12 protein-coding genes are annotated in these 13439 nt (G+C 56.7%); all 12 read left to right on the top strand.

Going from position 1 to position 13439, the window contains the following annotated elements; genetic code table 11:
- The first annotated feature begins 7 nt into the window (after window positions 1–7).
- The 12 genes from ACOTY9_RS03875 to ACOTY9_RS03820 all read left to right on the top strand — a co-directional run bounded on the left by ACOTY9_RS03875 (window position 8) and on the right by ACOTY9_RS03820 (window position 13438).
- Window positions 8–820: a type VI secretion system accessory protein TagJ gene (locus ACOTY9_RS03875; RefSeq protein WP_221703447.1), complete on the top strand. Its 813-nt coding sequence runs from the start codon at window positions 8–10 to the stop codon at window positions 818–820.
- Complete coding sequence (tssE, locus tag ACOTY9_RS03870; protein ID WP_014884223.1) at window positions 813–1376, top strand: type VI secretion system baseplate subunit TssE; 564 nt, start codon at window positions 813–815, stop codon at window positions 1374–1376. Before ACOTY9_RS03875 ends, tssE begins: the two co-directional genes overlap by 8 nt.
- A 2-nt stretch (window positions 1377–1378) precedes the next feature.
- The gene (tssF, locus tag ACOTY9_RS03865; protein WP_348565446.1) at window positions 1379–3250 is read left to right on the top strand and encodes a type VI secretion system baseplate subunit TssF; all 1872 of its coding nucleotides are present in this window, start codon (window positions 1379–1381) and stop codon (window positions 3248–3250) included.
- The gene (gene tssG, locus ACOTY9_RS03860) at window positions 3247–4290 is read left to right on the top strand and encodes a type VI secretion system baseplate subunit TssG (protein WP_023330605.1); all 1044 of its coding nucleotides are present in this window, start codon (window positions 3247–3249) and stop codon (window positions 4288–4290) included. Before tssF ends, tssG begins: the two co-directional genes overlap by 4 nt.
- 38 nt (window positions 4291–4328) lie before the next feature.
- On the top strand, window positions 4329–6944 hold the full coding sequence (gene tssH, locus ACOTY9_RS03855) for a type VI secretion system ATPase TssH (RefSeq protein WP_348565447.1): 2616 nt from the start codon (window positions 4329–4331) through the stop codon (window positions 6942–6944).
- A 24-nt stretch (window positions 6945–6968) separates the two neighbouring features.
- Window positions 6969–8387 carry a serine/threonine protein kinase gene (locus tag ACOTY9_RS03850; protein WP_014884219.1) on the top strand — a complete coding sequence of 473 codons (1419 nt, stop codon included), beginning with the start codon at window positions 6969–6971 and terminating at the stop codon, window positions 8385–8387.
- A gap of 20 nt (window positions 8388–8407) precedes the next feature.
- A complete protein-coding gene (locus tag ACOTY9_RS03845) occupies window positions 8408–9211 on the top strand; it encodes a hypothetical protein (RefSeq protein ID WP_014884218.1) in 804 nt (267 codons plus the stop codon).
- Window positions 9195–9647: a hypothetical protein gene (locus ACOTY9_RS03840; RefSeq protein ID WP_014884217.1), complete on the top strand. Its 453-nt coding sequence runs from the start codon at window positions 9195–9197 to the stop codon at window positions 9645–9647. Before ACOTY9_RS03845 ends, ACOTY9_RS03840 begins: the two co-directional genes overlap by 17 nt.
- 71 nt (window positions 9648–9718) lie before the next feature.
- Window positions 9719–11641, top strand: coding sequence for a type VI secretion system Vgr family protein (locus ACOTY9_RS03835; RefSeq protein ID WP_348565448.1), 1923 nt, complete (start codon window positions 9719–9721; stop codon window positions 11639–11641).
- A gap of 30 nt (window positions 11642–11671) precedes the next feature.
- A complete protein-coding gene (locus ACOTY9_RS03830) occupies window positions 11672–12019 on the top strand; it encodes a hypothetical protein (protein ID WP_348565449.1) in 348 nt (115 codons plus the stop codon).
- A gap of 73 nt (window positions 12020–12092) precedes the next feature.
- On the top strand, window positions 12093–12647 hold the full coding sequence (locus ACOTY9_RS03825; RefSeq protein ID WP_348565450.1) for a hypothetical protein: 555 nt from the start codon (window positions 12093–12095) through the stop codon (window positions 12645–12647).
- Window positions 12648–12997: 350 nt separating this feature from the next.
- Window positions 12998–13438 (top strand): DcrB-related protein, encoded by a 441-nt coding sequence (locus tag ACOTY9_RS03820; RefSeq protein WP_320729344.1) that lies wholly within the window; start codon window positions 12998–13000, stop codon window positions 13436–13438.
- The last annotated feature ends 1 nt before the right edge of the window (window position 13439 follow it).

Raw genomic sequence — 13439 nt, 5'->3', positions numbered from 1 at the left:
AATGGTTATGAATACGCTCTATCAACAGCTGGCGGGTGAAACGCTCAATGACGCGCTGGCGCGTCTGGAAGCCGGGATCAAAGCCCGTCCGGCAGATGCCGACCTTCGCGCCGCGTTCGTGCAGTTTTTAACCCTCAGCGGCAACTGGACCCGGGCGCTGACCCAGCTGAAAAGCTGGCTGGCGCTGAAGCCTCAGGCGAAGCCGACCGTCACACTGCTGGAGCAGGCCATTCAGGGTGAGCTGCAGCGTGCGCAGGTGATGGCGGGCCAGGCCCGTCCGTCCATGCCTGAAACTCAGTGGCCGTGGCTGACCACGCTTGCCGCCGCGCTTAACGAAGAGGGCGCGCGCGCCCAGGCGTTGCGCCTGGCAGCCCTTGAACAGGCGCAGGCAACGGCGGGACACATCATCCTTGAAAACGAGGAGACGCAGGCGTTTGACTGGCTGATGGACGGTGATGCCCGTCTTGGTCCGGTGTGCGAAACCCTTGTTAACGGACGCTATTTCTGGCTGCCGTTTAACGCTATTGCGGAGATCCGTTTCCAGGCGCCCGCCAGCGTGACCGATCTGGTCTGGCGTCATGCGCTGGTCCGTCTTACCGACGGTACCGAGCAGGTGTGCCAGATCCCGGCGCGCTATCCTTTTGCGGCTGATGCCCCGGATGCGGTCAAACTGGGGCGCACTACCGAGTGGCATCCGCTTGATGAGAGCGGCACGCTGTATGAAGGGCTGGGTCAAAAAGCCTGGCTGAGCGAGCAAAGCGAAAGCCCGCTGCTGTCGTTAAGCCTCGTGACGTTTGCGACGGACGGAGCCGATGAGTAATCCCGCTGGCGAAGGCGATCTGCTGCGCAGCGGCTGGCAGGCCCGCAGCAAGCAGGATAAGGTGGGGGCGCGCGACAAAATGCAGCCCTCGCTGCTGGATCGCCTTACGGATAACGACCCGGAAAAAAAGCGTGAGCCAGCCAACAGTAATCTGATCACCCACGCTGCGCTGCGTCGCAATGTCCTGCGGGATCTGCAGTGGCTGTTTAATACCATCAACCATGATGCCTCCGGCGATCTGAGCGCCTTGCCGCAGGTGAGCCGCTCGGTGATCAACTTCGGCGTCGCGCCGCTCGCAGGTAAGCGAATGTCAGATATCGAATGGCACGATATTCAGCGCAAGCTCACCGAGGCCATCATCAATTTTGAACCGCGCATTTTGCCGCAGGGATTGCAGGTGCGCTGCGTGTCGGATACCTCCTCGCTGGATCTGCACAACGTGCTCTCCATTGAGATAAAAGGGCGTTTATGGTGTGTGCCGTACCCGCTGGAGTTTCTGTTTCGCACCGATGTCGATCTGGAAAACGGCCATTTTGAACTGAAAGATGCGGGGTAATCATGGAAAGTAAACTGCTCGAATACTACAACCGTGAGCTGGCCTACCTGCGTGAAATGGGGGCCGAGTTTGCCGAGCGCTACCCAAAGGTCGCCGGACGATTGGGCATGCGCGGCATTGAAGTGGCGGACCCGTACACGGAACGCCTGATGGAAGGTTTCGCTTTTCTGACCTCCCGCGTGCAGATGAAAATGGATGCCGAGTTTCCGCGTTTCTCCCAGCGTCTGCTGGAGATGATCGCGCCGAATTACCTCGCGCCAACCCCATCAATGGCGATTGCGCAAATCGAGCCCGACAGCAGCCGGGGCGACCTGAGCAATGGCTTTATTGTGCCGCGCGGCACCATGATGGACAGCCTGGCGCTGAAAAAGACCGGCGTAACCTGCAGCTATACTACGGCGCACGAGGTTAATCTGCTGCCGCTGAAAATTGACAACGTGGAGCTGGGCGGCGTGCCTGCTGACCTGCCGCTGGCACAGCTGGGGTTAAGCCAGCGGGGGATCAACAGCGCGTTGCGGATCCGCATTGCCTGCGACGGCCCGCAAAACCTCGGCCATCTGAATTTCGACCAGCTGACGTTTTTCCTCAGCGGCCCGGACATTGAAGCGCTGAAGCTGCTGGAGCTGGTGATGGAACATCACGCCGGGATCGTCTGCCAGACGGTCAGCCCGCAACCTCAGCGACAGCTGCTGGCGTCGGATGCCCTGTGTCAGGAGGGCTTTGCCGCGGATCAGGCACTGCTCCCGGACGATCTGCGCAACTTTGACGGTTATCGTCTGCTGCAGGAGTATTTCGCGTTCCCAGCCCGTTTCCGCTTTATCAGCCTGAGCGGCCTGAGCACGCTGATCCAGCGCTGTGAAGGCGAAAAAGCCTTCGATATCTTCATCCTGCTGGATAAATCAGATGAACAGCTGGAGCGCGTGGTGGATGCCAGCCATCTGGCGCTGCACTGCACGCCAGTCATCAACCTGTTCCCGAAGGTGGCGGCACGCCAAAAGCTGAATGAAGGCCAGCACGAATACCATCTGGTGGTCGATAACATCCGCCCGCTGGATTATGAAATTTACGCGGTGAATAAAATCTTCGGCAGCGCGGACGGTCAGCGTGACGACCAGACGTTTCGTCCTTTCTGGAGCACCTGGAGCGGGGACGCGGGCAACTACGGAGCCTATTTTTCCCTGCGCCGGGAACAGCGCGTGCTCTCTGAGCATGCCCAGCGCTACGGCACCCGTACCGGCTATATCGGTTCAGAGGTGTTTGTTTCGCTGGTGGATGAACAGCACGCCCCGTGGCAGGAAAACCTGCGCTACATCTCTGCCGAGGTGCTCTGCACCAGCCGCGACCTGCCGCTGATGCTACAGCAGGAGCTTGGGCAGTTCATCATGGCCGACTCCATGCCGGTGAAATCGTTGACCCTGCGTAAAGGCCCGACGCCACCGCGTCCGGCGCTGGCAGAAGGGTTCAGCACCTGGCGGCTTATCAGCCAGCTGCAGATGAACTACCTCAGCCTGATGGACAGCGAGAATGAAGAGGGGGCTGCCGCGCTTCGCCAGCTGTTAGGGCTGTATGCCAACCTGGCCGAAACGGCCGTGGCGCGTCAGGTGGAGGGGGTTCGCCACTGCGTGCTGGAGCCGGTTCACCGCCGCGTGCCTGAACCCGGTCCGGTCGTTTTCGCCCGCGGAATCGGCATTACCCTGACCGTAGACGAGCGGGCGTTTTCCGGTGCCAGCCCGTGGCTTTTCGGCAGCGTGCTGGAACGCCTGTTTGCCCGGCTGGTATCCATCAACAGTTTTACTGAGTTCACCCTGAAGAGTCAGCGGCGCGGTGAGATCGGCTACTGGGCACCGAGAATGGGTAAAAGGGCGCTGGTATGAGTGACGCTGCCACTGCACCGCTGCGCGTGCATCGCCTGACGAAGCTGCCGGAGACGTTCTGGCACGGGGTCCGTCAAACGCCCTGGCGCTACGATCTGTTTCAGCTGTTAAGGCGTATTGATGCCCAGGGCGGCGAGCGCTACCCGCTGGGACGCGCGCCGCTACCGAAATTTGAGCCGCTGCGCATCGGCCAGCAGCCGTCGATGAGCTTTGCGCCGTCGACGCTGGCCGAGGTTAGCCTGCGGGAAGAGAGCGGGCTACATGAGGTGTCTATCCTCAGCTTCGGGCTGTTTGGTCCGAACGGCCCGCTGCCGGTTCACATGACCGAATATGCCCGCGAGCGTATTCATCATCATCAGGACACCAGCCTGAGCGCGTTTGTCGATCTGTTTCATCATCGTCTGACGCTGCTGTTTTACCGCGCCTGGGCGGATGCGCAGCCTGCCGTCTCCCTTGATCGCGCTGACAACAAACGCTTTGAGGGCTACCTGGCCTCGCTGATTGGCATGGGACAGCCGGGCCAGATGAATAAAGGCAGCCTGAGCGCCCATGCCCGCTTTACCCACGCCGGGCATCTGACCCGCCACAGTCGGGATCCGGAGGGGCTGGAGAAGATCCTGCGCAACTATTTTAACGCCCCGGTCAGGCTGGTAAGCAACGTGCCGCAGTGGATGCCGCTCTCCACGCGTGAGCAGGCACAGCTGGGGGAAGGTCGCCGTATGCCGCGCATGGGGGAATCCGCCTTTCTTGGCGTCGCTGTCCGCGACGTACAGCATAAGTTTCGTATTGAAATCGGCCCGCTGAGCGCTGAAGAGTACAACCGGTTTTTACCTGGCGAAGCGTGGGTCACCGAACTGCGCGACTGGGTGCGCCAGTACATTGGGGTGGAGTTTGAATGGGAAACGCGGGTGATCCTGCATGAAGACGCGGTGCAGGGTACTTCGCTCGGCAGCAATGGGCAATTAGGCTACAACACCTGGCTGGGCCTTCAGCCGCAGCCTGTCCCGCGTGGCGATCTGGTCTATCGCGCAGAGCGGTAATCCTTCCGTATACCGAATCATTGTTAATGGAAACTAACATGTCAGAAATTAGCCGTGCCGTGCTCTTCGGCAAACTGGATACGCTGTTATTTACCTCGCTGGAAAGCGCGACTGCCTTCTGCAAGCTGCGCGGTAACCCCTATGTTGAGCTGGTGCACTGGCTGCATCAACTGATGCAACAGCAGGATGGCGATTTGCAGCAGGTCATCCGCCACTTTGCCCTCGACGAACAGCAACTGACGCGCGATATCGTGGCCGCGCTGGATGCGCTGCCGCGCGGTGCGAGTTCCGTTTCCGATCTCTCCGAACATATCGACAGCGCCGTAGAGCGCGCCTGGGTCTATGGCTCGCTGAAGTTTGGCGTCAGCCGCATACGTGGCGGCCATTTGCTGATCGGCCTGCTCAAAACCTGGAACCTGGCAAACGTGCTGAAAAGCATTTCGGCGCAGTTCACCCGTCTTAACGTCGAGGTGCTGATCGAGCAGTTCGATACGGTTTGCGCCAACAGCAAAGAGACGCAGCAGGCCGCGGCCACCGTCGATGCGCCAGCGGGTGCGGTACCGGCAGCGCAGGGTACGCTGGCTCAGTACGGCCAGGATCTCACCGCCCGCGCCCGCGAAGGGAAGATTGACCCGGTCGTCGGGCGTGATGAAGAGATCCGCCAGATGGTCGATATCCTGATGCGTCGCCGCCAGAACAACCCGCTGCTGACCGGTGAGGCCGGGGTCGGGAAAACGGCGGTGGTGGAAGGGCTGGCGCTGCGTATCGCCGATGGCGACGTGCCGGAGCCGCTGCAAAATATTCAGCTGTGGCTGCTGGATATCGGCATGCTGCAGGCTGGCGCAGGCATGAAGGGCGAGTTTGAAGCCCGTCTGCAGGCGTTGATCAACGAGGTTCAGTCCAGCGCCACGCCGATTATTCTGTTTATTGATGAGATCCACACCCTGATTGGCGCAGGCGGCCAGCAGGGGACCGGCGATGCGGCGAACCTGCTGAAGCCCGCTCTGGCGCGCGGACAGTTGCGTACCATCGGCGCCACCACCTGGGCGGAATACAAAAAGTACATCGAGAAAGATCCGGCGCTGACCCGTCGTTTCCAGACGGTGCAGGTTCTCGAGCCGGACGAAACGAAAGCCATTCTGATGCTGCGCAGTACCGTATCGCCGCTGGAGACTCACCACCAGGTGCTGCTGCTCGACGAAGCGGTCAGCGCGGCGGTGAAGCTGTCGCATCGCTATATCCCGGCGCGTCAGCTGCCGGATAAAGCCGTTGCGCTGCTCGACACCGCCTGTGCCCGCGTGGCGGTCAGCCAGAGCGCGCCACCGGCGCAACTGGAAGATTGCCTGCGCCATCTTGCCGCGCTGGACGTGGAGATTGAGATAGCCGAACGCGAAGCGCGCGTTGGTGCAGGCGTTTATGAGCGCGTAACGGCGTTAATCACAGAACGTGATGCGTATGAAAGCAAACGTGAAGCCCTGACCCAGCGCTGGGAAGAAGAGCGCGGTCTGGTGCAGGAGATTATCCGCCTGCGCGCCGCGCTGTTTGCCTCGGGCGAGGAGGAGTCCGCCGGGCTGCACAGCCAGCTGGCGGAACAGCAGCAGGCGCTGAAAACGTTGCAGGGCGATGAGCCGCTGCTGTTTGCGGCGGTAGATGAAAACGTGGTTGCCGCAGTGGTTTCCGACTGGACCGGGATCCCGTTGGGGCGGATGGTGAAAAACGAGATCGACGCGGTTCTGAATCTTGCTGACACGCTGAACCAGCGCGTCATCGGCCAGCGTCACGGTCTGGATCTCATTGCCCGTCGCGTGAAAACCTCGCGGGCAAAACTCGACGATCCCAACAAACCGGTGGGCGTCTTTATGCTTTGCGGTCCATCCGGCGTCGGTAAAACGGAAACCGCGCTGGCGCTGGCGGAATCGCTGTACGGCGGCGAGCAGAACGTTATCACCATCAACATGAGTGAGTTCCAGGAAGCGCACACCGTTTCCACCTTAAAAGGTGCGCCGCCGGGCTACGTCGGGTATGGTGAAGGCGGTGTGTTAACCGAGGCCGTGCGCCGCCGTCCGTATAGCGTAGTGCTGCTGGATGAAATTGAAAAAGCGCACCCGGACGTCCACGAAATCTTCTTCCAGGTCTTTGACAAAGGCTGGATGGAGGACGGTGAGGGACGCCACATCGATTTCCGCAACACCATTATTATTCTGACGTCCAACGTTGGCACTGACCTGATCAGCGCTATGTGTGCCGATCCGGAACTGATGCCGGAACCGGACGCCTTAAGCGGCGCGCTGCGCCAGCCGCTGCTGGAGGTGTTTCCGCCTGCGCTGTTGGGCCGCCTGCTGGTGGTGCCGTATTACCCGCTCAGCGACGCGATGCTGGGGCAGATTGTTCGCCTGCAGCTCAAGCGCATTCAGCGTCGTCTGGAAGAGAATCACAATATCATTTCTGAGTTTGACGACAGCGTGGTGGAACAGATTGTTCAGCGCTGTACCGAGGTGGAGTCTGGTGGCCGCATGGTAGATGCTATTTTGACCAACACCCTGCTGCCTCAGATGAGCCAGATCTTACTTACCGCCAGCCGCAGCGACGAGCAGTACCGACGTCTGCATGTCACCTGCGAGCAGGGCGAGTTTCACTGTCAGTTTGCCGCGTAATAATCATCAAGAGAACTGTAAAAGATGACGGATAATGATAACAATCGGACTGTCCCAAACGCGCTCCCGGTCGGGTACCGCTTCAACGAGTTTGAAATCAAAGAGGTGATCGGCGGCGGCGGTTTTGGCATCGTTTATCGCGCGTGGGATCACCAGCTCGAACGCACTATCGCTATCAAAGAATTTATGCCTTCCTCGCTCGCCGTGCGCGGCGACGACATGACCCTGGTGCTGCGCAGCGAGCGCTTTGGCAAAGCGTTTTCCGCAGGCCTGAACAGCTTCATTCAGGAAGCCCGTCTGCTGGCGCGCTTTAACCACCCGAACCTGCTGCATGTCCTGCGTTTCTGGGTGCAAAACGACACGGCCTACATGGGAACGCTGTTTTACAGCGGCACCACGCTTTCGCGCCTGCGCGAAGAAAAACCGGAGCTGATCAACGAGGCCTGGATCCGCCGCACGCTGCCGATGCTGTTTGGCGCCATCAAGACCATCCACGACGAAGGCTATCTGCACCGTGATATCTCGCTGGATAACATCCAGATCCAGGATAACGGCCTGCCGGTACTGCTTGATTTCGGCTCCGCGCGCCGCACCATCGGTAACCTTTCTGACGAAACGGAAACCATGCTGCGACCGGGTTTTGCACCGATCGAGCAGTACACCGACGACAACGAAAGCGAGCAGGGCCCGTGGACGGATATTTACGCCCTTGGCGCCGTGCTGCGCACCCTGATCGTGGGTTCTCCGCCGCCGGTGAGCGTGGTGCGTTCTATTCAGGATACCTGCAAGCCACTGGTGGAAATTATGCCGCAGGGCTATTCCATCCCGCTGCTGCAGGCCATCGACCGCGCGCTGGCGCTGCACATGGAAGACCGTCCTCAGTCTATCGACGAATTCGCCGCGCTGATCGAGATGCCGGTTGCGGGCATAAACGATGTGCTGACGGCGAAAAAACCGGGCACCATGCTGGTACCGGTGGAAGAGGAAAAGCCGGCTTCAGCACTCGACTGGCGTCGTTACAAAATCCCGGGCATGGTTGCCGCAGGCGTGCTGGTGGGTGTGGTCGCCGGAGCGATGTTGTTCAGCGGTGGCAAGGATGCGCCAGAGCAGGCTGCGCAGGCACCCGCAGAGACGCGTCCGACGGAAACCGCCGCGAACGCGCCAGACGTGAAGCCAGAAACGGCGAAGGTGAGCGAGCAGGCGACGGCGCAACAGACGCCACCGCCTGTCGAGAGCCCTGTTGCGCTTGTCTATATCCGTATCCAGGACGGCGAAACGCTGAAAGTGAACGGCGAGCCAAAAGCGCTGCGTCCGGCGACCAACGGCTATGCATCGCTCAAGCTGCCCGCCGGTGAGGTGAAGATTGAACTGCAGGGTAACGGGAAAACGCGCAGCCAGACGCTGGATATTGCCAAGCCGGGCACCTGGCTGGTGAATCCGTAGGAATTTAAACAGGAGATACTATGGAAGTGTACGATCTTCGAAGCCAAAGGCTTCGTCCAAAGGAATTCGAAAAGATTGTCTCTCCTGTCTATGCACGGAGCGACGTAGGGCGTGAGTTTGTTGTGGTGCGAGGCGTTTCAAATCCATTTCACAGCATTGATGGTTTAACGTTACGACATCGCTTCGAATTTAATCCTAATGCCGTTTTTGATCCCCTCTATGCGCAAAATCTTAATAAAATACAGCGGTTAATTGATTCAGGGGAGGTGGTCTTAATAGATCACCGTCAACGGACAAAAGCCCTATATCCCTTTTTCATCTCTGAGTCAGGGGAGTTGTTTTGTGTTGATGAGACGATCTACAACTCAGCTTTTGTGAATTACGTCCTCGAACGTTACCGAAATAATGTCGCTCTATTTGGAAAACCAGCCCCAACGCGTGATTCATTCGTTCCCTCTACCAATAATTACGGGCCGGGTTACTGGAAAACTGTTGAAGATGATTATCATGGCACAAAAAATGTTGTGATTATGGCGATTAATCGACTGACGAGCATGGGGGATGAGGGACGAGTATTTGGATCGGACGGTAAAGATTACATGAATACGTCGCGCGATAAAATTCAGCGCTGGACAGCGCTACCCGGAGATCTGGATGGAGAATCGCGCGTGTTTATATCTAAGAAATCGGTCATCAGACGATACGGAGAACAACGATCCATTTATCAGAAATACCTTGAGAGTGATGATGCCTGGGCAGTAAGTGGTAAATCATGGCAATGGATACCTGGAGTCAGAGAAGAGGATTATGAATTTAAAAAGTAAATTATGGTATTTCTGGGGAAGCATGGATGTACTGGCTCTTTTGCTTTATTCTGTAAACTCACTTCGTCAGGACAGGATCCCCTTGATTTCAGATTTAATCGCGTTCACAGGAACCTCAGATGTAGTTTCAGGAGGCGGTTACAACTTTATCGTAACACTCTTTTTTATATTTGATTTGCTCTTGTTACTTTCACTTTTTATTTCGGCCTGGTTGTTTTTTAAGAGAAAAGACGTTGCGATTAAATTTGCCCTTGCTCAGGAAGTTTTCCGTCTAATTTCGTTCAGATGTTCGGTTTCTTTTTTCCCACTTTTGGTAAGTGTGTTTGGTATTACAAGTGTCTGGGTAAATTTAGGATTGTTCGTTATCTCGGAACTGCTAAAAATATATTCTCTTGTTTACTTAATGGGCAAAAGAAAAAGAAATCATTCACTTTGATATATAAATGACGCTGATGCGTAGATGCGAACCTCTTTTCTAAATCGCATAAGCTAGATGGAATAAAAATTATGCTCAACCGAATTACCGTTCAGCTCCCGGTGGAGGGGCTTCTGTTCTGGAAACTGACGGGCCGCGAGGCGATGTCCGAGTCGTTCGCCCTGACGCTGACCCTGCTCGGCACGGATGCACGCATTGACCGCAGCAAATTGCTGGGCCAGCCGGTCACGGTGACCATCCCGACGCAGAACCTACTGACGTCCCGCTATGTTAACGGCAAGATTACCCGCGTGGCGGTCAGCGCCGTTGAGCTGACGGGCACCCGCTATGCGGTGTACCAGCTGACGGTGGAGCCGGACCTGTGGCCGATGAAGCGCGACCGTAACCTGCGTATTTTCCAGGGCCAGACGGTGCCGCAGATTGTGAAAACCCTGCTGGCTGAACATCAGGTCAATGTGGAGGATAAACTCACCGGCAGTTACCGGGTGTGGGACTACTGCGTGCAGTATCAGGAGTCGAGCCTGGACTTCATCAGCCGCCTGATGGAGCTGGAAGGGATTGCCTATCACTTCAGCCACGAGGCCGACAAGCACACGCTTGTGCTGACCGACGCCGCCACGCAGCATCAGCCGTTCAGCGGCTATGAGGTCATTCCTTACCACCAGACGCCGTCCGGCGGCAGTACGGATGAAGAGGGCATCAGCCAGTGGGCGCTTGAGGACAGCGTGACGCCGGGGATTTACAGCCTCGACGACTATGACTTCCGCAAGCCGAACGCGTGGCTGTTCCAGGCCCAGCAGAACCCGGTGTCGCCGAAGCCGGGCAGCATTGACGTCTACGACTGGCCGGGACGCTTTGTGGAGACCGGGCATGCGGAGTTTTACGCCCGCATTCGCCAGGAGCGCTGGCAGGTTGAGCACCAGCAGATTCAGGCCACCGCCACGGCGGCGGGGATTGCGCCGGGCCACACCTTCACCCTGACCAACGCGCCGTTCTTCAGCGATAACGGCGAGTATCTGGTGACGGCGGCGGGCTACCACTTCGAAGAGAACCGCTACGCCAGCGGCGAAGGTGAAACTGTTCACAGGACCGATTTCACGGTCATCCCGGCGTCGGTCTCTTATCGCCCGGCGCAGAGCACGGCGTGGCCGCGCACCTACGGCCCGCAGACGGCGAAGGTGGTGGGCCCGAACGGCGAGAGTATCTGGACCGACAAATACGGTCGCGTGAAGGTGAAGTTCCACTGGGACCGTCTGGCGAAGGGGGATGACACCAGCTCCTGCTGGGTGCGCGTGTCGAGCGCGTGGGCGGGCCAGGGCTACGGCGGGGTGCAAATCCCGCGCGTCGGCGACGAGGTGGTGGTGGACTTTATCAACGGCGACCCGGACCGTCCGATTATTACCGGGCGCGTGTATAACGACGCGAGCATGCCGCCGTGGGCACTGCCTGCCGCCGCGACACAGATGGGCTTTATGAGCCGCACGAAAGACGGCTCCGTGGACAATGCCAACGCCCTGCGCTTTGAGGATAAAGCAGGTGCAGAGCAGGTGTGGATCCAGGCCGAGCGCAACATGGACACCAGCGTTAAAAATGACGAAACGCACAGCGTCGGCGGCGAGCGCAGCCATTACGTGAAGAAAAATGAACTGCATCGCGTGGAAGCGAATCAGACCCAGGCGGTGAAAGGCGGGACCGAGATCCTGACGGGGAAAGGCAAACTGGATGCGGCGGTCGAGCAGTATGTGATTGCTTCCGGGACGAAGCTGCGGCTGGTCTCAGGGGAAAGCGCCATTGAGCTGAATGCCAACGGCAAGATTAACCTGATCGGCAAAGAGTTTAACTTCTTCGTGGAAGGGGATGGTTATATCACCACGGGCGGTAAGCTGCACCTGAATACCTCGGGAACCAAGCCGGGCACCACGGCACCGGGATCGGGGCATAAAGGGGATATTGATGCGGCTGTGCAGGCGAAGTTTACGCCAAAAGATGAGTAAGGCCGGTGCGGTGCTTATCGCATTGCGCCGTTGTCATTTAAGATCACCAGACAAAATGAATATATCAATTTCTACAAAGCTGACGATTTCAAACTGGATGATGGAACGAGCATTACAGAAATTGGTTTACGTTTAAGCAAAGATAACGGCGACATGGCGCCTTTACTGAATTTTTCACCGTCAGGTCAATGCATAACGCTTGATACCGTTAAAATGCACTTTCCGCAACTGGTGCTCACTGACTATCCGCAAGGCCGCTCTGAGAATGAAGTGACCAGTTATACCGCGCCAAAAGACAGTAATGGACAAAAGGTGAGCTTCAGTTTCGCCGTGAAAAAACCTGACTGTCTGGATTCTGTCGTCATAAGCGCCGAATAAGAAACACAGTTCCCATGTCCTGACGGTGTTTCCAGTGGTGAGAACGATATACATTCATTAAATGACAATTAATGTGAAAAAACACACTCCGACATTTCTTTTTTCTGCCCTGATGTATACCTGTCTGAGCAGCAATGTGGTTTTGGCTCAGGTGATGCCTTCCGTTCTGATAAAACGGGATTTTTCTGTGCAGATTAAAGACCAGCCTGTCGCATTGGGCGACAGATGGACTCCTGATATTGCCCGTAAAATTGACGTGCCGTTGGAAGGCCATTTTGTCGGTGAAGTTCCTTTTGACGGAACAAACTATAAATTCTACCAGCATCAAAAGGCTGGGTTAGAAATATTCAGTTCCAATCTCTGGTGGGATAAAGCAGAAAGAAGCGTTGACGATTATATCGTGTCCCAGATTACGCTGACTGCCTCAGATATTTTAACGCCGCGTGGCGTTCATGTGGGTTCAACAATCAGAGATCTGAACAATGCGTACGGCGATGGTCAGTTCGAAAATGATTCCGGGGAGAATTGGATTTCCTATGAATTGGGTAAGAAATTGCTCTCTTTTAAGGTTATAGACAGTCAGGTTGTGAAAATAACCATGAATTACGAAAATGGTACTTCAGAGTGATTTATGACCAAAAAATATTTGGCAGTCGCATTGTTCACCGCTTTATTGACAGGCGTCGTTGAAACGTCATCGGCGCTTGAATTATCGCAATACAATAAGCTCGAAACGGTTAGCCGCAAAGGGAAAAACGTTGCGCGACTCCGCAGGTAAAATAATCGGCTCAACGTACAAGAATGGCGAAATCGTTTATACCGTGACGTATGCACCCGCGAAACTGGTTGTCAGCAAAGGCAGCCAGGTTTTAGTCGAACAGTCAGGTCAATGGCGTAAATAATAAAACAGCCAGCCCAAAGGGCCAGCATGGATTGGCCTTCTTGTTTCTCACAATATTAACCATCCCGAGTTCACTTATGAAATACACCCTCCAGGAAGGTTCGTTTTCCCTTTATCCTGCTGCCTGGCAGGATAACAGTATGAATATTATTCGCGATGACGAAAGCGGATTATCCGTGGTGGTCAGCCGCGGCGTCATTCCGGACGGCAGTGACTACGAACAAGAGTTTCACCGCCAGTGGGATGTGCTGCGTCCTCAGATGGGCGAAATTGCTCAGAGCGAATTCCGGAATGTAAAAGCCGGCCCTGACGGAAAAATTAACGGGCTAGAAGTTGAGACCACCTTCGACCGTAACGGGCAACGCCTGTGGCAAAAACAGCTGGCCGTACAGACGCCGGGCAAACCGGTATTGATGATTTTTACCCTCTCGGCACTCAGAGCGTTCACCGAAGAGGACGAGGGGCGCTGGAGCGCGCTTAAGCAAAGTCTGACGCTAAACGACAACCGGAATGTGTAAG

The sequence above is a fragment of the Enterobacter cloacae complex sp. SHL012 genome, from assembly GCF_049237505.1.
Classification (GTDB): Bacteria; Pseudomonadota; Gammaproteobacteria; order Enterobacterales; family Enterobacteriaceae; genus Enterobacter; species Enterobacter kobei.
Note: the sequence above shows the minus strand (reverse complement) of the source record. Positions and strands in the feature narration are given on the sequence as shown.